Source organism: Sphingopyxis sp. LARHCG72 (assembly GCF_052871675.1).
Map to the genome: position 1 here is coordinate 54,079 of NZ_JBIXJU010000005.1, position 19,042 is coordinate 73,120.

General features: G+C 64.5%; 23 protein-coding genes. 13 read left to right on the forward strand and 10 right to left on the reverse strand.

Translation table 11 applies throughout. The features are described 5' to 3' along the window. The first annotated feature begins 17 nt into the window (after window positions 1–17). Window positions 18–401 carry a Sec-independent protein translocase protein TatB gene (tatB, locus tag ACIPPQ_RS12480; protein ID WP_446544408.1) on the forward strand — a complete coding sequence of 128 codons (384 nt, stop codon included), beginning with the start codon at window positions 18–20 and terminating at the stop codon, window positions 399–401. Then, the gene (gene tatC, locus ACIPPQ_RS12485) at window positions 398–1,207 is read left to right on the forward strand and encodes a twin-arginine translocase subunit TatC (RefSeq protein ID WP_446544409.1); all 810 of its coding nucleotides are present in this window, start codon (window positions 398–400) and stop codon (window positions 1,205–1,207) included. The genes tatB and tatC overlap by 4 nt, the downstream gene beginning before the upstream one ends. A gap of 20 nt (window positions 1,208–1,227) precedes the next feature. Here tatC and ACIPPQ_RS12490 read toward each other — a convergent pair whose 3' ends face one another. After that, a complete protein-coding gene (locus ACIPPQ_RS12490) occupies window positions 1,228–1,356 on the reverse strand; it encodes an entericidin A/B family lipoprotein (RefSeq protein WP_327454597.1) in 129 nt (42 codons plus the stop codon). 222 nt (window positions 1,357–1,578) lie between these two features. Beyond that, window positions 1,579–3,030 carry a magnesium transporter gene (gene mgtE / locus ACIPPQ_RS12495; protein WP_446544410.1) on the reverse strand — a complete coding sequence of 484 codons (1,452 nt, stop codon included), beginning with the start codon at window positions 3,028–3,030 and terminating at the stop codon, window positions 1,579–1,581. A 156-nt stretch (window positions 3,031–3,186) separates the two neighbouring features. Here mgtE and ACIPPQ_RS12500 point away from each other — a divergent pair, with 156 nt between their 5' ends. Beyond that, window positions 3,187–3,633, forward strand: coding sequence for a peptidylprolyl isomerase (locus ACIPPQ_RS12500; protein WP_446544411.1), 447 nt, complete (start codon window positions 3,187–3,189; stop codon window positions 3,631–3,633). A gap of 36 nt (window positions 3,634–3,669) precedes the next feature. Here ACIPPQ_RS12500 and ACIPPQ_RS12505 read toward each other — a convergent pair whose 3' ends face one another. Continuing rightward, window positions 3,670–4,806 carry an NAD(P)H-dependent flavin oxidoreductase gene (locus ACIPPQ_RS12505; protein ID WP_446544412.1) on the reverse strand — a complete coding sequence of 379 codons (1,137 nt, stop codon included), beginning with the start codon at window positions 4,804–4,806 and terminating at the stop codon, window positions 3,670–3,672. A gap of 96 nt (window positions 4,807–4,902) precedes the next feature. On the opposite strand from ACIPPQ_RS12505, the gene nadC reads away from it, so the two are divergent. The 3 genes from nadC to ACIPPQ_RS12520 all read left to right on the forward strand — a co-directional run bounded on the left by nadC (window position 4,903) and on the right by ACIPPQ_RS12520 (window position 6,773). Continuing rightward, on the forward strand, window positions 4,903–5,751 hold the full coding sequence (nadC, locus tag ACIPPQ_RS12510) for a carboxylating nicotinate-nucleotide diphosphorylase (protein WP_446544413.1): 849 nt from the start codon (window positions 4,903–4,905) through the stop codon (window positions 5,749–5,751). Continuing rightward, window positions 5,738–6,454, forward strand: coding sequence for a ribonuclease T2 family protein (locus ACIPPQ_RS12515; protein WP_446544414.1), 717 nt, complete (start codon window positions 5,738–5,740; stop codon window positions 6,452–6,454). Before nadC ends, ACIPPQ_RS12515 begins: the two co-directional genes overlap by 14 nt. Window positions 6,455–6,548: 94 nt before the next feature. Beyond that, window positions 6,549–6,773 (forward strand): hypothetical protein, encoded by a 225-nt coding sequence (locus ACIPPQ_RS12520; RefSeq protein WP_446544415.1) that lies wholly within the window; start codon window positions 6,549–6,551, stop codon window positions 6,771–6,773. Here the strand turns inward: ACIPPQ_RS12520 and ACIPPQ_RS12525 are convergent. Beyond that, window positions 6,770–8,065 (reverse strand): MFS transporter, encoded by a 1,296-nt coding sequence (locus tag ACIPPQ_RS12525; protein ID WP_446544416.1) that lies wholly within the window; start codon window positions 8,063–8,065, stop codon window positions 6,770–6,772. The two genes, ACIPPQ_RS12520 and ACIPPQ_RS12525, sit on opposite strands and share 4 nt — an antisense overlap. A gap of 147 nt (window positions 8,066–8,212) precedes the next feature. On the opposite strand from ACIPPQ_RS12525, the gene pgsA reads away from it, so the two are divergent. The 3 genes from pgsA to ACIPPQ_RS12540 are packed head-to-tail and all read left to right on the forward strand — an operon-like array spanning window position 8,213 to window position 9,492. Then, a complete protein-coding gene (gene pgsA / locus ACIPPQ_RS12530) occupies window positions 8,213–8,785 on the forward strand; it encodes a CDP-diacylglycerol--glycerol-3-phosphate 3-phosphatidyltransferase (RefSeq protein WP_446544417.1) in 573 nt (190 codons plus the stop codon). A 6-nt stretch (window positions 8,786–8,791) separates the two neighbouring features. After that, entirely contained in the window at window positions 8,792–9,049 is a 258-nt protein-coding gene (locus tag ACIPPQ_RS12535; RefSeq protein WP_446544418.1) for a MoaD/ThiS family protein, read from the forward strand. Next, window positions 9,046–9,492 (forward strand): molybdenum cofactor biosynthesis protein MoaE, encoded by a 447-nt coding sequence (locus ACIPPQ_RS12540; RefSeq protein WP_446544419.1) that lies wholly within the window; start codon window positions 9,046–9,048, stop codon window positions 9,490–9,492. Before ACIPPQ_RS12535 ends, ACIPPQ_RS12540 begins: the two co-directional genes overlap by 4 nt. On the opposite strand, the gene ACIPPQ_RS12545 is transcribed toward ACIPPQ_RS12540, so the two are convergent. Then, window positions 9,489–10,397 carry a hydrogen peroxide-inducible genes activator gene (locus ACIPPQ_RS12545; protein ID WP_446544420.1) on the reverse strand — a complete coding sequence of 303 codons (909 nt, stop codon included), beginning with the start codon at window positions 10,395–10,397 and terminating at the stop codon, window positions 9,489–9,491. The genes ACIPPQ_RS12540 and ACIPPQ_RS12545 overlap by 4 nt on opposite strands. Before the next feature lie 136 nt (window positions 10,398–10,533). Between ACIPPQ_RS12545 and ACIPPQ_RS12550 the strand changes: the two genes are divergently transcribed. Then, on the forward strand, window positions 10,534–11,001 hold the full coding sequence (locus tag ACIPPQ_RS12550) for an EF-hand domain-containing protein (RefSeq protein WP_327454621.1): 468 nt from the start codon (window positions 10,534–10,536) through the stop codon (window positions 10,999–11,001). On the opposite strand, the gene trmFO is transcribed toward ACIPPQ_RS12550, so the two are convergent. After that, complete coding sequence (gene trmFO, locus ACIPPQ_RS12555) at window positions 10,998–12,344, reverse strand: methylenetetrahydrofolate--tRNA-(uracil(54)-C(5))-methyltransferase (FADH(2)-oxidizing) TrmFO (protein ID WP_446544421.1); 1,347 nt, start codon at window positions 12,342–12,344, stop codon at window positions 10,998–11,000. The two genes, ACIPPQ_RS12550 and trmFO, sit on opposite strands and share 4 nt — an antisense overlap. Before the next feature lie 106 nt (window positions 12,345–12,450). Between trmFO and ACIPPQ_RS12560 the strand changes: the two genes are divergently transcribed. After that, complete coding sequence (locus ACIPPQ_RS12560) at window positions 12,451–13,116, forward strand: lysoplasmalogenase family protein (RefSeq protein ID WP_446544422.1); 666 nt, start codon at window positions 12,451–12,453, stop codon at window positions 13,114–13,116. Here the strand turns inward: ACIPPQ_RS12560 and ACIPPQ_RS12565 are convergent, their stop codons facing one another. Continuing rightward, window positions 13,117–13,578 (reverse strand): host attachment family protein, encoded by a 462-nt coding sequence (locus ACIPPQ_RS12565; RefSeq protein ID WP_446544423.1) that lies wholly within the window; start codon window positions 13,576–13,578, stop codon window positions 13,117–13,119. It lies immediately after the preceding gene. Window positions 13,579–13,630: 52 nt separating this feature from the next. Continuing rightward, window positions 13,631–14,473, reverse strand: coding sequence for a TauD/TfdA dioxygenase family protein (locus ACIPPQ_RS12570; protein WP_446544424.1), 843 nt, complete (start codon window positions 14,471–14,473; stop codon window positions 13,631–13,633). A gap of 165 nt (window positions 14,474–14,638) precedes the next feature. Here ACIPPQ_RS12570 and ACIPPQ_RS12575 point away from each other — a divergent pair, with 165 nt between their 5' ends. Together ACIPPQ_RS12575 and ACIPPQ_RS12580 are read left to right on the forward strand one after the other, a co-directional pair. Then, the gene (locus ACIPPQ_RS12575; RefSeq protein WP_446544425.1) at window positions 14,639–15,010 is read left to right on the forward strand and encodes a glycine zipper 2TM domain-containing protein; all 372 of its coding nucleotides are present in this window, start codon (window positions 14,639–14,641) and stop codon (window positions 15,008–15,010) included. Window positions 15,011–15,178: 168 nt separating this feature from the next. Continuing rightward, window positions 15,179–15,739, forward strand: a complete 561-nt coding sequence (locus ACIPPQ_RS12580) for a peroxiredoxin (protein ID WP_446544426.1) — start codon at window positions 15,179–15,181, stop codon at window positions 15,737–15,739. 33 nt (window positions 15,740–15,772) lie between these two features. Here the strand turns inward: ACIPPQ_RS12580 and ACIPPQ_RS12585 are convergent, their stop codons facing one another. Both ACIPPQ_RS12585 and gyrA read right to left on the reverse strand, forming a co-directional pair. Beyond that, window positions 15,773–16,081: a DUF952 domain-containing protein gene (locus ACIPPQ_RS12585; RefSeq protein WP_446544427.1), complete on the reverse strand. Its 309-nt coding sequence runs from the start codon at window positions 16,079–16,081 to the stop codon at window positions 15,773–15,775. Further along, window positions 16,078–18,792, reverse strand: coding sequence for a DNA gyrase subunit A (gyrA, locus tag ACIPPQ_RS12590; RefSeq protein ID WP_446544428.1), 2,715 nt, complete (start codon window positions 18,790–18,792; stop codon window positions 16,078–16,080). Before gyrA ends, ACIPPQ_RS12585 begins: the two co-directional genes overlap by 4 nt. Between the last annotated feature and the right edge of the window lie 250 nt (window positions 18,793–19,042).

Genomic DNA, 19,042 nt, shown 5'->3' on the forward strand with positions numbered 1-19,042 from the left:
GGGGGAAGTGTTAGTTCATGTTTGACGTTGCGCCCACCGAGTTGCTGCTCGTCGTGGTGGTGGCCTTGGTCGTTATCGGCCCGAAGGACCTCCCCAAGGCGATGCGTTTCGTCGGCAAATGGATGGGGAAGGCGCGCGGCATGGCACGCCATTTTCGTGCCGGGCTAGACACAATGATGCGCGAGGCCGAGCTCGAGGAGCTCGAAAAACAGTGGCGCGAGCAGAATGATGCGATCATGCGCGAGTTTCCGCGCATCGACGATGCGGGCGCGTCACCCTCCTCGGCATCGACAGCCGCTCCCAAGTCCGAACCGCCGACCGAAGCCGAGATTGACGAAGCGGCCGCCGCGAATCCGCCCGAAACGCACGCGATCCCGCCGAAGGACGGCCCACTGCCATGAGCGCCGAAGCGCCCGTGACGAGCGGAGACGATGACGGCGCCGGCGGCAAGATGCCGCTGCTCGACCATCTGATCGAGCTGCGTTCGCGCCTGCTGAAATCGCTGCTGGCGATCGGTATCGCCTTTGGCGTGTGCCTTTATTACGCCAAGCCGATATTCGGCGTTCTCGTGCAGCCGCTCGTCCGCGCGGGACAGGGCAAGCTCATCTATACGCAGCTGTTCGAGGCGTTTTTCGTCGAGATCAAGGTCGCGCTGTTTGCGGCAACGATGATCGCCTTTCCGGTGATCGCCAACCAGCTGTGGAAGTTCGTGGCACCGGGGCTGTATCGCAAGGAAAAGCGCGCACTGCTGCCCTTCCTGCTCGCGACTCCCGTCCTGTTCGCGACGGGCGCCTGCTTCGCTTATTTCCTTACCATCCCGATCGCGCTCAAATTCCTGCTCGGATATCAGGGTGATATCGGCGGGATCACGCAGGAGGCGCTGCCTTCGGTCGGAAACTACCTAAGCTTCACGATGCAGTTCATCATGGCGTTCGGCATCGCGTTCCTGCTGCCGATCCTGCTGATGCTCATCGAGCGATCCGGATTGGTGACGCGCGAGCAGCTGGTTTCTGCGCGCCGCTATATGATCGTCGCGGCCTTTGCGATCGCCGCGGTGTTCACGCCGCCCGATATCCTCAGCCAGCTCCTGCTCGCGGTGCCGCTCGTGTTCCTCTATGAAATGTCGCTCTTCGCGATCTGGTTTACCCAGCGCCGACGCAAAACAGGCGCCGAAGAGGCGCCTGTCGAGCCTCTCGAAGAGGCTTAGGGTAAGTTACTCGGTCCCGATCAGTTAATGGCATCGCTGCCGGCCTGGCCGACAGATTCGATGTCGCGACCGGCACCCTTTACCGTGTTGCAGCCAGCGACCAGAAAGCTTGCCATCAGGGCGAGAAGGATTGCGCGGTAACTCGTCATATTTCTACCTCTTTAGGAAGTGGTGCAAAATGGCCCGGCACGCTTTCGAGGGGGGGGAGGGAATGCGGGCCGGGCCAATGTTGCTGAGCAGCGCTGCGGGGGGGCGATGACCGCTGCTCGAAATGGAAACGACGGACTGGCCGGATAGGTTCCCAAAAAAAATCACGTCGATGAATTTTTTTTCGGACCGTTCTGAATCGCTCGGATTCCAGTATATTGCCGTTAGAGCGCGGTCAGGCCGCTAAGCACGGCGAGGCCGAGGAACGCCAAAAAGCCCATGGAATCGGTCGTCATGGTGACGAAGATCGAACTTGCGACCGCGGGGTCCTGGTCGAGCCGGTCGAGCAGCAGCGGGATCGCTACCCCCGCGACCCCTGCAACAAAGATGTTCACGATCATCGCGGCGGCGATGACGCCGCCGAGCTGCGGATTGGCGAACCATAGCGCGGTCGCGGTCCCTGCGATCAGCGCGATCGTCCCGCCATTGAGCAAGGCGATCTTCATCTCGCGCCAGATCGCGCGCCAGCTGTTCGAATCGGTGAGCTGGTTCATCGCGAGCGCGCGCACCGTAACCGCCAGCGTCTGCGTCCCGGCATTGCCGCCGACCCCTGCGACGATCGGCATCAACGCCGCCAGCGCGACCATATGCTCGATCGCGCCGCCGAAGAAGCCGACGATCGTCGACGCAACGAGTGCGGTGCCGAGATTGGCGATCAGCCAGCGCACGCGCGCGCTGTAGGTTTCGCGGATCGGTTCGTTGATGTCGCCGTCGCCGGCGCCCGACAGGCGCAAGATGTCCTCGCCCGCCTCTTCCTGAATAATGTGGACGATATCGTCGACCGTGATCATGCCGACCAGCCGCCCGCCCTTGTCGACGACCGCGGCGGAGATCAGCGCATATTTCTGGAATCGCAGCGCGACCTCTTCCTGATCCATGTCGATCGGGATCAGCGTCTGTTCGCGCTTCATCACGTCGCTGATCGCGATGTCGCGCGGGGTACGCAGAATCCAGCTCAACTGGCAGGTGCCAACGGGCCGGTGCATCGGATCGACGACAAAGATTTCCCAGAAGTCGCTGGCAAGGTCGGTGTCTTCGCGCAGCCGGTCGATCACGTCGCCGACGGTCACATGTTCGGGAACCGCGACCAGGTCGCGCTGCATTAGGCGCCCGGCCGATTCCTCGGGGAAGGAGAGGGCATCTTCGATCGCGGCGCGATCTTCGGGTTCCATCGCCTGGAGGACGGCCTGCTGCTCGTCCTCTTCCATGTCCTCGATGATCGCGACGGCGTCGTCGGTATCGAGTTCGGACGCGAGTTCGGCGACCTGCTCGGGCGCGAGCAGGTCGATCAGTTCCTCGCGAACATAATCGTTCATTTCCGCCAATACGTCGGCGGACAGCATGTTGCCGAGCACGGCGGCGAGCATCGGGCGCTCGTCGGAACGCGCAAGTTCGAACAGGTCGGCGATGTCGGCGGGGTGGAGGCGGCCCACCCGCTCGCGAGCGGCTTCGCTCTCGCCGGCTTCGGCGAGATCGATGACGTCGCGGACGAACTCGGGCTTCAGCCGGTCGTCCTCGTCGAGCTCGGTTTCGGCCTCACGCGGCGGCGGGTCGCGGTCGCGCTCGTCGGTGATGACGATTTCTTCCGGCGGCAGGGAATCTTCGCGTTTGTCCATCGCGCGGTCCTCCCTGACAATTGCGGCGTGCGAGCTTTCCCCTAGTGCCGCCACCCGCCGATGGCAACGCCGCGAACGCCTTTTGCGCATTTAATGCGTGGCTTTGACGGCGGTGGCGGCTATGGGACCGCCAACGCAGACCGCAGGAGTTCACCCATGTCCGAAACGCTTACCCTTTCGCTGTCGACCGGCGATGTCGTCATCCGCCTCCGTCCCGACCTGGCGCCGCAGCATGTCGAGCGCATCTCGTCGCTCGCCAAGGAAGGCTTCTACGACGGCGTCGTGTTCCACCGTGTGATTCCGGGTTTCATGGCGCAGGGTGGCGACCCGACCGGTACCGGCATGGGCGGCAGCGAGCTTCCCGACCTGCCGCAGGAATTCAACAGCGAGCCGCACGTTCGGGGTGTCTGTTCGATGGCGCGCGCGCAGAACCCGAACAGCGCGAACAGCCAGTTCTTCATCTGCTTCGACGACGCCCGCTTCCTCGACAACCAGTATACCGTCTGGGGCGAAGTGATCGAAGGCATGGAAAATGTCGACGCGCTGCCCAAGGGCGAGCCGCCGCGCGAGCCCGGCAAGATCGTCAAGGCGACCGTCAGCTGATTTGCAAAGTCCCCGCTTCGGCGGGGACTTTTTTGCCTAGTCGCCGATAAAACCGTTGAGCCGTTCGCAGGCGGCAACCCAGTCCTGCTTGAATTCCTGCACGACCTGCCCGGCGCCCATCGCTTCGTTCATCAGGCCGACGCCCTGCCCGACCCAATAGGTTGCGAGCGTTTTCGCGCCTTCGTGGCCGCCTTCGGACAGTTTATCGACCTTGCGCAGCGCGGGCTCGCTGACCAGCGATTGTAGCGGCATCGGGAGCGGCTTGGGCGCGCCGTCGGCCTCCCACGCATCGGTCCATGGCGAACGGAGCTGGCGCGACGGCTTGCCGGTGCGGCTTTTCGACCGCACCGTGTCGCGCGAAGACGCGGCGAGCATCTTTTCCTTCACGACCGGATTGGTTTCGGCCTCAGCTGTGGTCAGCCACACGGATCCCGTCCATGCACCGTGCGCGCCCATCGCCATCGCCGCCGCCATCTGGCGACCCGTGACAATCCCGCCCGCTGCAAGGATCGGCGTATTCGCACCGATCGCCTCGACTGCGGCGGCGACTTCCGGAACGAGCACCATCGTCGCGACCTCGCCGCAATGACCGCCCGCTTCGCCACCCGCGACGACGAGGATATCGACGCCGGCACGGACCTGCGCCAGCGCATGGTCGCGCGTGCCGACCAGCGCCGCGACGGGGACGTTATGGCGCTTGCCGAGTTCGAGCATCAGCGGCGGCGGGACGCCCAGCGCATTGGCGATCAGCTTGATCGGGTGCCGGAAAGCGACTTCCAGCAGCTTCGCCGCACCATCTTCGTGCATATTGTCGCCAAAGCTCTGCCGGGCGTCCATCGCGGCTTCGAGTCCCGCCGCGTCGACGTCGAACTTGCCGAGCAGGTCGGCGGCGAACTGCAGGTGCGTTTCGGGTATCTTCGCGGCGCCCGACGACGGGGCTTCGCCCTTGCCGACAAAGCTATTGGGGACGATCAGGTCGACGCCATAGGGGAGGCCGCCGATATGGGCGTCGATCCACTGCAGCTCTTCCTCGAGCCGTTCGGGCGGCAGCGCAGCGGCGCCGAAGACGCCCATTCCCCCGGCCTTCGACACGGCAACGACGACGTCGCGGCAATGCGAAAAGGCGAGGAGCGGGAATTCGATACCGAGCATCGCGCAGATGGGGGATTGCATGGGGGCCTCTCCTATTTGTCTATTTGCGCCCATGTCAGCGCCAGTTGACGTAAACGTCAAGTTGATTTGCTAGGCGGGGCGATTATCGCAGGTGGCATGACCCAATTCTCCTTGCCCGATTTCGACCTTGATGCCTTCGTTCGCGCCACTTTGGCCGAGGATTTGGGGGCGGGGGGGGATATCACCTCGATGGCGACGATCCCAGCCGATGCGCGCTTCGGCGGCGTGATGGACAGCCGCGATGCGATCACCGTCGCGGGCCTGCCGATCGCCGAGCGATTCTTTCGCGCGCTCGACCCTGCGATGGAGATCGAGATACTGGTCGAAGAGGGCGCACAGGTCGCGCCGGGCAGCGACCTGATGCGGCTGTCGGGCAATGCCCGCGCGATGCTGACCGCGGAGCGATCGGCGCTCAATACGGTGCAGCATCTGTCGGGGATCGCGACGATGACGCGCCAATATGTCGATGCGCTCGCCGGCACCGGCGCAACCCTGCTCGACACGCGCAAGACGATCCCGGGCCTTCGCGTGCTCGAAAAATATGCGACGCGCATGGGCGGCGCGACGAACCACCGTATGGGCCTGTGGGACGCGGCGATGATCAAGGACAACCATGTCGCGGTCGCGGGATCGGTCGAGGAAGCCGTGCGCCGTGCGGTCGATGCCGGGATCGATAACATCATCGTCGAGGTCGACCGTATTACGCAGGTCGCGCCCGCGCTGGCTGCCGGCGCGACGCACCTGCTGCTCGACAATATGGATCTCGCCGAATTGCGCGAATGCGTCGCTTTGGTTGGCGGCAAGGTTCCGACCGAGGCATCGGGCGGGGTCCGGCTCGACACGATCCGCGACATCGGCGCGACCGGCGTGACCTATGTGTCGGTCGGACGGCTGACGCAGTCGTCCCCGGCGGCGGACATCGGGCTCGATTTTGCGCTCGCTTAGCGCGATTGCGCTGGCGCTGATACCGGTCGCGGCGCAGGCGCAATCGCTGGCCTGCTCGGCGCCCGACCGCATCGCGGTGCCGCGTCTCGAACAGCCCAAGCGCGGCGAACCTGTCCGCAATCCCAAGACGACGGGCTATCTGCTCAGCATGAGCTGGTCGCCGCAACATTGCGCCAATGCGCGCAATCCGCGCGATGCGCGCGACCGTTTCCAATGCTCGGGCGAGGGCGGGCGTTTCGGCTGGGTGCTCCACGGGCTGTGGCCCGAAACCGATACCCCCGGTTATCCGCAATGGTGCCGTCCGGCGAAGATCGTACCGCGGCCTGTGCTGAAGAAGCATATGTGCATGACGCCTTCGGCGCAGCTCCTCCAGCATGAATGGGCGAAGCATGGGACGTGCATGAGCCCCAATCCCGCCGCCTATTTCCGGTCTGCGGAGATATTGTTCCGCGCGGTGCGTTTTCCCGACATGAAGAAGCTTGCGGCAGAACCCCAGACAGCGGGCAGTATCCGAAGGGCCTTTGCCGAGGTCAATCGCGGCGTGGCGCCTTCGATGATTGCCGTCTCGCTCGACCGGAAGGGATGGCTCAGCGAGGTGCGCCTGTGTCTCGGCGCGCGAATGAAGCCGGCGCGTTGCAAGCCTTTCCAGTCGGGGGTCGGCGACAACCGCCAAGTCCGCATCAAGCCGATGCCGGCATCTTAAGGCAATCGCGGCCAAGCGTCCCACGCTGGGACGCCGCGGCGTTAACACTCTTTTAACCTTATCGACTCGTTAACATCGTCCTAGCCTCGGCTGCATGGACTCGGACGATCATATCGATATTCGCACCCTGGTTCGCGAACATGGGGCACGGCAGCTGACGATCGCGCGGCTGAGCGCGCCAGCGGACTGGCAGGGTGAATTGCGAACGGCGCTCGCTGCGCATCGCGAGCCGGTCACGATCTTTTCCAACAACGACTTCCGGCTGTTTCTTCAGAGCTTCGCGATTTTCTTCACCGCGACGATGATGTTCCTGATCTAATCAGGCCGCAATTGCGGTACTTCATCGCAGGCCTTGTGCAGGCGCCAGGCCAGCATCGCCGACACGAGACACATCGCCGCGACCATCAGCAGCGTGTCGTCGATCGTCAGGCCGATACCGATCAGCACACTGAGCAACAGCGTCGCGGCAACCATGAAGCCTGAATTGACGATATTGTTTGCGGCGACGGTGCGCGCGGTCTGCGACTTGGCGACCGTCGTCGTCAGGAACGCATAGAGCGGCACGACGAACATGCCGCCGGCGATTGCGATGCCGAGCAGGTCGAGGATGATGCGATCGCCCGCGGTGAGCGCGAGGAAGTCGCGCCAGTTCATCAGCGCCGCGCCATGGTGGCTCCACCCCTTCACATTCCACCACAGGTCGAGCACGAACAGCCCCATCACAATCACCGATCCAGGCGAATAGCGCGCCGAGACATGCCCTTTGAGCAGGCGGTTGACGACGATCGAACCGATCGCGACACCAACCGAGAAAATCGCGGTAAACAGGGTCGCAACGGTGTTGTCGGCGCCCAGCGCGTTTTTCACCAGCGGCGGGAATTGCGCGGCGAGGATCGCACCGATCGCCCAGAAGAAGCTGATCGAGAGGATCGCGAGAAACAGCCGCGGGATATGCATCGTCGAATTGACGATCTGCCACGACGAGCGAAGCACATTCCGGTCGATGACCATGCCCGCGGCTTCCTTTTCGGGCGGTGCCGAAGGCACATAGGTCGCGGTCAGGCGTCCGATGATCGCGACGAGGATGATGCCCGGAATGGCGATGTGCGGCGGGGTAAGGCCGCCGACGATCGTGCCGCCGAGGATCGCGATATAGGTGCCCGCCTCGACCCAGCCGGTCCCCGCCAGCACCTCATCCTCGTGCAGATGCTGGGGCAGGATCGCATATTTGATCGGACCAAAGAAGGTCGAGTGCATGCCCATTGCGAACAGCGCGAGCAGCATCACGGGCACCAGGTGAAACCAGATGCCGATCGCGCCGACGATCATGATGAAGATTTCCGCCGTCTTGATGACGCGGATCATCCGCGTCTTGTCGGTGCTGTCGGCGAGTTGCCCGGCGAGCGCGGAAAAAAGGAAGAAGGGCAGGATGAAAAGGCCCCCCGCGAGCGCGTTGAACCACGCCTCGGTCTCGGGATCCTTATAGATGGTGAAGGTGACGAGGATCACCATCGCCATCTTGTAGAAATTGTCGTTGAAGGCGTTGAGGAACTGTGTCGCGAACAGTGGCAGGAACCGGCGTTGCTTCATCAGCGCAAAGGAACCGGTCATTGAAAATCCACTTTTGTACCCCGACATTCGGACAACGCCCGCCCCAAGAGGCAATATGGTTGTCGCCCGGCGGGCTTATCGGTTAGGGGAAGCGGGGTCAAAGCCCATTTTGGGCGGAACGTAACGCGCGCGCTGGAATCAGGGACCATGCTCAGTCTTCCGAACATCCTGACATTGTCGCGCATCCTGGCGGTGCCCATATTGCTTTTCCTGCTGTGGCCGGGGGTGGTCGAAGGCTCGCATCAGCCGAGGCCGATCGACTATGCGCTCGCTTTTGGCCTGTACTGCCTGATGGGCATTACCGATTATTTTGACGGCTATGTTGCACGCTCGCGCGGGATCGTGTCGCGGCTGGGCGCTTTCCTCGATCCGATCGCCGACAAGATCATGATCGCGGCGGTGATCCTGCTGCTCGTCTTCACCCGCGATATCGCCGGATACCACGTCATCGCGGCGCTGATGATCCTGCTGCGCGAGATCATCGTGTCGGGCTTGCGCGAATTCCTCGCGACACTGCAGGTGTCGATGCCCGTCACGCAGCTTGCGAAGTGGAAAACGACCTTCCAACTCGTCGCCTTCGGCGCGCTGATCCTCGCCGGCGCGCTTCCGGCGATGGCGTGGATCAAGACCGTCGGGCTGGCCTCGCTTTGGGGTGCTGCCGTGCTGACGCTGATCACCGGCTGGGATTATCTGCGCGTCGGCCTGAAACATATGGATTGATTCGGGATGGCGCTGAACATCGCCTATTTTGCCTGGGTCCGCGAGCGGATGGGGATTGCCGACGAGGTGGTCGACGTTCCGCCGGGCATCGTGGATATCGGCGCGCTGGTCGCGTGGCTTGCGGCGCGGGATGATCGGGGGGCGTTGGCCTTTGCCGAACCGCAGCGTATCCGCGCCGCGATCGACGGGGTGATGATGGGACCGGGCGCGCCACTTTCGGGCGCCCGCGAAGTCGCGCTCTTCCCACCGGTGACCGGCGGGTGATCCGCGTCCTCGTCCAGCCCGCGGCGATCGACGTGGCCGCCGAACTCGACCTCCACGATGCGGGCGGGCATGGCGCGAGCGCCAGCTTCATCGGCCGCGTGCGCGGCGAGGGCGATCTTGTCGAGCTGTTCCTCGACCATCATCCGGTGATGACCACAGCGGGGCTGGCGGATCTGGCCCACGCCGCTACCGACCGCTGGCGGCTTTCGGCGCTGACGCTGATCCACCGCGTCGGCGCGATGGAGCCGGGCGACACGATCGTCCTCGTCCTAGCGAGCAGCCCGCACCGCGCCGAGGCGCTCGCGGCGTGCGAGTTTTTGATCGACCGGCTGAAAACCGACGTCATGCTGTGGAAGCGCGAGACGTTCGCCGACGGGCGCGTGCAATGGGTCGAGCAGCGCGAAGGCGACCACAGCCGCGCGGGGCGCTGGGACCAGGCCTAGCTTGTCACCTGATGCTTGCGGAAAATATCCGCGAGCATCCGGAACTCGTCGGCGCGCGGGCTGCCTTTGCGCCACACGAGTGCGATCGTCCGCCAGTCATGCTCCGAATCGAGCGGGCGCGTGTCGATGTCGGTGTGATCGAGAATGCCCGCCTCAATAGCCATTTGCGGCAGCATCGTGATGCCGAGGCCGTTGTCGACCATCTGCACCAGCGTGTGCAGCGACGTTCCCATCATCCGCGCGCCGGCCCGCAGTTCGGGGCGGTTGCAGGCAGCGAGGACATGGTCTTTCAGGCAATGTCCGTCCTCGAGCATCAGCATCTGCGCAGGGTCGAGCTGGTCGGCGCTGACCATCGCGGGCAGGTCTTCGGACTGGTCGCCGGGGAAAGCGACGAAAAGCGCATCGTCGAACAGGTTTTCGGCTTCGACGTCGCCGCACGCATAGGGGAGGGCGAGGAGGACGCAGTCGACCGTGCCGTGGTGAAGCGACTCGCACGCCTGCGCGCTCGGTTCTTCGCGAAGGAAGAGCTTCAGCGAGGGGCGCTCCTTGCGGAGGCGCGGGAGCAGGCCGGGCAGCAGGAAGGGCGCGATCGTCGGGATGACGCTCATCCTGAGTTCGCCGACGAGCGGCGCGGCGGCGGCGGCCGCCATGTCGGCGAGTTCCTCGGCCTCGCGCAACACGCGGTGTGCCTTTTCGACGATCGCGTTGCCGAGCCCGGTGAAGCGCACGACGCGGCGAGTGCGTTCGACGAGCGTCTGTCCAAGCAAGGTTTCAAGCTCGCGGATGCCCGCCGACAGCGTCGATTGCGTGACATTGCACGCGTCGGCGGCGCGGCCGAAATGGCCGTGCTCGTGCAGTGCGACGAGATATTGCATCTGCTTCAGCGAGGGGAGGTAGTTGTGCATTAATCGAATGTAGCAATCGATGGTTCGTTTTTGAACAGGTTTGTCGATCAAAATTCGTGGCCATTGTGGTGGTGATTATTGTCGGCTCCCGGCGAGCCGTGATAGCAAGGGCGATCAACCGGCGCGGAGGGGCGGTATGGCGGTTTCCCGTTTTCTGATCGGCGGCGTCGCGAGCGCGCTCTTGCTCACCGGCGGCCTGTTCATGTGGAAGGGCTATACGCAGATCGCCGAGGAAGAGGTCTTGCCCGACCCGCCGCCCAATTTGCCCGCGATCCCCGTGGCCGCCGCCAATGCCCCGAAGCGCGGACCCGCGCCGCCGGCGCTGCCCGCTGCCAAGGAAGCGTCGCGCGAGGAACGGCGCTTCAACCGCTTCGACCGCGACCGCAACGACAAGATCAGCCGCGTCGAGCTGATGTCATCGCGCACCGCGGCATTCCGCAAGCTCGACAAGGACGGCAATAACCTGCTGACGTTCGAAGAATGGGCGGCCGCGACGGGCGAACGCTTTGCGGGCGCCGATCGCGACAAGTCGGGTGACCTGACGCGGGTCGAGTTCGCGACGACGGCGCCCAAGCGCGCGGCCAAGCCGAAATGTAGCTGTTAAGCGGCGACCCCGTCGGCGGCTTTGACCCATTCGGCCAGCGCCGTCCCTGCACGCTGCGTATAGCCCAGCTTGCGGTCTTTCTTGCGGACATCTTCGGCGAGCGGCGGAAAGAGGCCGAAATTGACGTTCATCGGCTGGTAGCTCGCGGCATCGGCGCCGCCGGTGATGTGGCCCAGCAGCGCGCCGAGCGCAGTTTCTGCTGGCGGCGGCGGCAAATCGCGGCCGCCGAGCTCGGCGGCCGCGAAGCGCGCGGCGACGAGGCCGATCGCTGCACTTTCGACATAACCCTCGCAGCCCGTGATCTGCCCCGCAAAGCGGATGTGCGGCGCCGATTTGAGGCGCAGTTGGCCGTCGAGCAATTCGGGCGAGCGGATGAAGCTGTTGCGATGAAGGCCACCGAGCCGCGCGAACTCGGCCTTTTCGAGGCCGGGGATCGTGCGGAACAGCTCGACTTGCGCAGCGTGCTTCAGCTTGGTCTGGAAGCCGACCATATTCCACAGCGTGCCGAGCGCATTGTCCTGACGGAGCTGGACGACGGCGTAGGGCCAGCGCCCGGTCCGCGGATTGTCGAGCCCGACGCCCTTCATCGGGCCGAAGCGCAGCGTTTCGGGGCCGCGTTCTGCCATCACCTCGATCGGCATGCAGCCTTCGAAATAGGGCGTGTCCTTTTCCCAATCCTTGAATTCGGTCTTGTCACCGTCGACCAGTCCCTGGACGAAGGCGTGGTACTGGTCCTTGTCCATCGGGCAGTTGATATAATCCTTGCCGTCGCCGATCGGCCCGACCTTGTCCCAGCGGCTCGCCATCCAGGCGACGTCCATGTCGATGCTCTCGCGGTAGACGATGGGGGCGATCGCGTCGAAGAAGGCGAGGGCGTCCTTGCCCGTCGCGGTGCCGATGCTGGAGGCGAGGCTGGCTGCGGTGAGCGGGCCTGTCGCGACGATCGTCAGGCCCTCGGTCGGCAGTGTGTCCACACGTTCGCGGACGATGGTGATATTCGGGTGCCCTTCGAGCGCACGGGTCACGCCGCCCGAGAAGAGGTCGCGGTCGACGGCGAGCGCCGAGCCCGCGGGGACCTTGTGCACGTCGGCCTCGCGCATGATGATCGAACCCAGCGTGCGCATCTCGCGGTGGAGGAGGCCGACGGCATTGCTGTCGCCGTCGTCGCTGCGAAAGCTGTTGGAGCACACCATCTCGGCAAGCGCATCGCCCTGATGCGCGGGGGTCATGTCGCCGCCGCCGCGCATTTCGGAGAGCCGCACGCGAAATCCCGCCTCGGCGAGTTGCCATGCAGCTTCGGATCCGGCGAGGCCGCCGCCGATGATGTGAATGTCGTGACCCATTTACGCTATCCGTTGACTTGTGCTTGTGGAGCCGCGCGCGCTGGTTGACTTGCACGGCAGTTGCCGCGCACTAGGCCATTGAAGGCAAGATGCAAAGGGGCGGAGGATGGGCGGCAAGCAGGATTGGGATCGGGCGCGATGGCTGTGGTGGCTGGCGCTGGCTGGCGGGATCAGCTTCTTCTTCGCGGTGTATCAGCGGCTCGACGGCCCGGCGATCTGGGCGTGGAAGACGAGCGGAGTCGGCTTGCTTGCGCTGTGGGCCGCGGCGAATGCGCGCGAACGGAATGGCTGGCTGATCGCGGCGGCACTGGGTTTCGACGCGCTCGGCGACTGGCTGCTCGATGCGAAGGGGCTGGAAACCGGCGCGGTGGCGTTCGTCGTAGGGCATATCATCGCGATTGCCTTGTACCTGATGAAACGACGGCCGCAGACGACCCCGTCGCAGCGCCTGCTCGGCTGGCTGGCGATGCCGGCGACGCTCGTGATCGTCTGGGCGATGCTGAGCCCGGCGCCGGGCTGGTGGCACGCCGCCGTCTATTCGCTGTTCGTCGCCGCGATGGCGGGCACAGCATGGACCAGCCGCTTTCCGCGCTACCGCACGGGGATCGGCGCGATGCTGTTCCTCGCGAGCGACCTGTTCATCTTTGCGGGCGAGGGCGGCGTGATTTCGAAGGACGCCCGGATTTGGCTGGTCTGGCCGCTCTATTTCGCCGGGCAGGCGTTGATCGCGTGGGGCGTGGTGGGCACGTTGTCGAAAGAGGCGCGCGCCTGATCAGGATGGCGGGGCGCCCTCGCCGATGAGGAGCGCCTCGATGTCGGAGATCGGCCGGTCGGTCATCTCCTTGACATGCTCGCCGACGATCCGGGCGCCGACTTCCTTGTGCCAGAGCGGGCGAAGCTCGCCCATGGTGCGCGCGGGGGCGACGACGACCAGCGCGTCGAACTTGCCCGCGAGCGCCATTGCGTTGATCTTTTCGGCGAGCTCGCGCGCGAAACGGTCTTCTTCCTGCTGGTGGAAATCAGGTTCGCCCATCGTGCCGCCCGGAAGGCCGGTGCCGGCGGGCGCGGGCGACTGGCCCGCGGCATCGGTCTTGATGTCGCTGTCCTTGCGGTCCTCGCGTTCCCGATGCGAGGTCGTGCGCAAGTCGATCTGGCGGTCGTCGCCCTGGTTACGCAGGAATAGAGCCTTGCGGCCGTCTGCGACGAGGACGAGGGCGTTGCTGGGGAGGGTCATGATTCTTGCTCCTTCTGTCCGGAGCAACGCATGGCGGGTCGCTGGAGTTTCGCTATCCGTCCCACGCGGCGATCGTTGTACGGTGAAGCAGGCGATCATAGCCGTCATAACCGCCGGTCGCGCGGTGAAGGACCGAGCGATTGTCCCACATGATCAGCATGTCGGGTTCCCATTCGTGGCTATAGCGAAATTCCTCGCGGCCCTGCCATTGGATGAGTTCGTAGAGGAGGGGGAGCCCCTCGCTGTCGTCGAGCCCGTCGAAGCCGATGATATAACCCGCGCAGCCGAACAGGCCGGGGCGGCCCGTTTCGGGATGTTCGCGGACGAAGGGATGGAGCTGCGTTTCAAGCGCTTCGTCGCCCGAGCGAATGTCCATGCTGCGGTCCTTGTCGTTCGCGCCATACATGCCTGAGGGCGCGTAGCCGGCGCGCGCGCTGTGAATCGCCCTTAATCCCTCGACACGCGCGCGGAGATCGGCGGGCATCGCATCGAGCGCGGCGTGCTGGTTCGCAAATTCGGTGTTGCCGCCAACCGGGGGAATGGTGATCCCGAAGAGGCAGGTTCCCGCAGGCGGACGCGCCTGGAAACTCCAGTCGCTGTGCCAGTTTTCGGCGAAGAGCGGCGCGGTCTCGTCCGCCTTGCGCTTGACCGCGATGATATGCTCATGCCCGGGGATCGGGCGGATGAAGGGATCGTCACCGAAACCGCCGAAATAGCCGGTGAAACGCTCGAGATCGTCCTCACTCATTGGCTGGTCGGGAAAGGCGAGCACGTGATGATCGAGCCACGCGGCGCGTATTTCGGCGACGGTTTCGGGCGCTAGCGGCTGCGTCAGGTCGACACCGGTGATGTGAGCGCCGCAGGCCTGGCCGCTGGGGGTGATGGTGAGCGTCATGGCGCGATGCTGCGCCGTTTGCGGCGCGCGGTCAATTGGGCGCGCCAGACCGCCCCGAAATGTCGCCGAACCGATACGCCTTGGGCCTGGTACTGGGAGCAGTTCAGCCAAGCGCCATCTTTGCTTCCCTAATTTCGGCCGCGGGGGGCAAGACGGAGAAGACAGATGTTCTTGCTAAAAAGACTGGCGTTGACCGCGCTGATCGGTGCCAGCACCGTGGCGGCGCTGCCCGCAGAGGCGGAGGCGCGCGACCGCCACCACCGCCATAGCTATTACAGCGATCGGGACCATGACCGGTATCGCGACTACCGGCGCGATAACCGCCGCGACTACCGGCGTAATCATTATCGCGGGGACCGCCGCTATTATTGCAAGCGCGGTAGCGGAACCACCGGCCTGATTGTCGGCGGCGCCGCCGGCGCGCTGCTTGGGCGCGAGGTCGACCGTTACGGTGACCGCCTTCCCGGCACGATTATCGGCGGTGCCGCGGGCGCGCTGATCGGACGCGAGATCGACCGCGGCGGTCGTCGCTGTTAATTCGGCGATAGCTTTTCGGGGGTGACGCCCGCACCGTGCGTGTCAATTGGCTCGCGCTGGTGCGGCGTCTGCCGAGGCGCCGATATTGGCCCGATTGCCCTCGCCGAATATCGCGGTAGAGTGCACATCATGGCAGGAGCTTTCCTGTCGCCGATGTGGAGGCCGCAGATGAAAAGCCTGATGAAATTCGCGATGGTGACGGGTCTCGGCCTGTCGCTGGCCGTCGTTCCGGCGTCGGGCATCGCCGCGCTTCAGCAAGGCGCGAAGGCACCCGATTTCACGCTGAAGGCGGCGCAAGGGGGCAAGCCGTTCACCCTGTCGCTGAAGCAGACGCTCCGCAACGGGCCGGTCGTGCTCTATTTCTTTCCGGCCGCCTTCACGCCCGGCTGCACGGTCGAGGCGCATCTGTTCGCCGAAGCGAGCGACGACTTCAACCGGCAGGGCGCGCGTGTCATCGGCGTGACGGCGGGCAATATCGAGCGCGTCGCCGAATTTTCGAAATCCGAATGCCGCGACAAGTTCGCGGTCGCGGCCGACCCCGGTGCGGCGGTCGCGGCGAAATATGATTCGACGATGCGTCGACCCGACGGGACCATGCTCTCCAACCGGACGTCCTATGTGATCGCCCCGAACGGCACGATCCTGATGAGCTACACCGACCCCAAGCCGCAGGCGCATATCGAAAAGTCGATGGCTGCGGTTCGCGCGTGGAGAGCGAAGCTCCGTTAACCGCGAAGGCAGACGAATGCGGCCGATCTGACGTCAGTCGCGTCGTTGCAGGCTCACCACAGCATGGATCGGCAGTTCCGCATAAATGTGCGGGAACAACTCGCCTTCGCGCGCGGGTTCCCAGCGGATCGCGTCGCCGAGGAGGAGCAGGTCCACCTCGGCGATCATCAGGCAGGTCTGGCCCGCGAAATGCTTTGCGATCGTGGCTTCGAGCTGTTCGGCGGTCGACAGGTGGATATAGCCGTCGGCAATATCCACCGGCGCCCCGCGGAACACGCGCTCGCGCTCGAAATCGGCCCATTGCTGCTGGGTCAGCACCTTGAAGGCCGTCGAGGCGGTCATTCGGGCGCGGCCTCGGTCGGGGTTTCGGCTTCGGGCGCGTCGCCTTCGGCCGCTTCCACGCCTTCGACTTCTTCCTCGTCGCTTTCCTCGATCAGCGCCGCAGAGACGACATGCTCGTCCTTGGCGACGTCGAACAGGCGCACACCCGCCGAGCCGCGGCCGATGACGCGCATCGAATCGAGGCCCATGCGGATCAGCTTGGCCTGGTCGGTGACCAGCATCAGCTGATGCACCTTGGTGGCGGGGAAGCTTGCGACGACCGGCCCGTTGCGGCCGATATTGTCGATGTTGGTGATCCCCTGACCGCCGCGACCGGTGCGGCGATATTCATAGGCCGACGAGAGCTTGCCGTAACCATTAGCGCAGACAGTCAGGATGAACTCTTCGCGCGCGGCGAGTTCGGCCATGCGGTCGCCATCGAGCGTCGGTTCGTTCTCGTTATCCTTCCACGGTGCGGCGCGCAGATAGGCTTCGCGTTCCTCGCTCGTGGTGCCGACCTTATGCAGGATCGACAGCGAGATGACCTCGTCGCCGTCGGCGAGGCGCATACCGCGCACACCCGTCGAATTGCGGCTCTGGAATTCACGAACGTCGTCGCCGGCGAAGCGGATCGCCTTGCCCTGACGCGTCGCGAGCAGCACATCGTCGCTTTCGTCGAGCAGTGCGACACCGATCAGGCGGTCGTCCTCGTCCTCGCCTTCGAACTTCATCGCGATCTTGCCGTTCGAGGGCACGTTGGTGAAGGCGTCCATGCTGTTACGACGCACATTGCCCTTGGCGGTTGCGAACATTACGTGCAGCTTGCCCCATTCGGCTTCGTCTTCGGGCAGCGGCAGCACCGTCGAGATCGTCTCGTCCTTGCCGAGCGGCAGCAGGTTGATCATGGGGCGGCCGCGCGTCGCCGGCCCGCCCTCGGGCAGGCGCCACACCTTCATGCGGTAGACCTTGCCGAGCGTCGAGAAGAAGAGCACCGGCGTGTGCGTCGAGGTGACGAACAGCTCGGTGACGACGTCCTCGTCCTTCGTTGCCATGCCGGCGCGGCCCTTGCCGCCGCGGCGCTGGGCGCGGAAGGTGTCGAGCGGGGTGCGCTTGATATAGCCGTCGAGGGTGACGGTGACGACCATCTCCTCGCGCTCGATCAGATCCTCGTCGTCGATTCCGTCGGCGGCGGGCGCGAGCAGCGTGCGGCGCGGCTTCGCGAATTCGTCGCGCACCGCGATCAGTTCTTCGCGCATCACGACATAGAGTTTTTCGCGGTCGGCGAGGATTTCAAGCAGCCCCTCAATTTCGCTTGCGAGCTCTTTGAGTTCGTTGCCGATATCGTCGCGGCCGAGTGCCGTCAGGCGATGCAGGCGGAGGTCGAGGATCGCCTTCACCTGGATTTCCGACAGGCGATAGCTCGAACTATCGTCCATTTCGCCGTCGATTGCCTCGACGAGGCGGATGTAGGGCGCGATGTCGCCGATCGGCCATTCGCGTGCCAGCAACGCGTCGCGCGCCGCCGCCGGGCTGGACGAGCCGCGGATGATACGGACGACTTCGTCGAGATTGCTGACCGCGACGACGAGACCGAGCAAGATGTGCGCGCGGTCGCGCGCCTTCGCGAGCTCGAACTTGCAGCGACGGGTGATGACTTCCTCGCGGAAGGCGATGAACGCCTCGAGGATCGTCTTCAGCCCCATCATTTCGGGGCGACCGCCGCGGATCGCGAGCATATTGGCGGGGAAACTCGACTGCGCGGGCGTGTGGCGCCAGAGCTGGTTGAGCACGACCTCGGCGGTCGCGTCGCGCTTCAGTTCGATGACGACGCGCACGCCTTCGCGGTTCGATTCGTCGCGGATGTCGGCGACGCCTTCGATGCGCTTGTCGCGCGCTGCTTCAGCGATCTTTTCGACGAGACCCGACTTGCCGACCTGGAAGGGGATCGACGTCAGCACGATCGACTGGCGATCGCCACGTCCCTCCTCGATGACATAGGTCGACCGCATCATGATCGAGCCGCGGCCTGTGGCGTAGGCGTTGCGTGCGCCGCCCTGGCCCAGCATCGTCGCGCCGGTCGGGAAATCGGGGCCCGGGATGATCGCCATCAGGTCATCGAGGGTGATTTCGGGATTGTCGATCGTCGCGAGCGTCGCGTTGATCACTTCGCCGAGGTTATGCGGCGGAATATTGGTCGCCATGCCGACCGCGATGCCGCCAGCTCCGTTGACGAGGAGGTTGGGGTAGCGCGCGGGAAGGACCGTCGGTTCGGATTCCGACCCGTCGTAGTTTGGCTGGAAATCGACCGTATCCTTGTCGAGATCGCCGAGCAGTGTGTTCGCGACCTTTGCGAGGCGCGATTCGGTGTAACGCATCGCCGCCGGCGGATCGGGGTCCATCGACCCGAAATTGCCCTGACCGTCGACGAGCGGCACGCTCATCGACCAGTCCTGCGTCATGCGCGCGAGCGCTTCGTAGATCGAACTGTCGCCGTGCGGGTGATATTTACCCATCACGTCGCCGACGATGCGCGCCGACTTGCGGTAAGGCCGTCCGGCGACATAGCCGCTCTCGAACGCCGAATAGAGGATGCGGCGGTGCACCGGCTTCAACCCGTCGCGCACGTCGGGAAGCGCGCGACTGACGATCACGCTCATCGCGTAATCGAGATAGGACGTCTTCATTTCATCGACGATGTTGATCGACGACACGCCATCCTCAGACGGCTGCATAGGCGTATTTTCTTCGGTCAAGACCCGGCCTTTTTCTGCTCTTTCGGGAGATAGATTTGGCCTAGCCGATGGCGGGTGGAAAGACCAGCGATTCGGTCATTTTCCGGCCAAATTTTTGCGGGCTGAAAAGGCAGGAAAAGCAGAGGAAAACAGGGTGAAGCCGTGGCGTCATCGCGCGTCGCCGTGGGACTTGCCAATCGCCCGTTCGGCCGTAAAGCTGCGCTGCGATGACCGCTGCTGAAAAACCGTT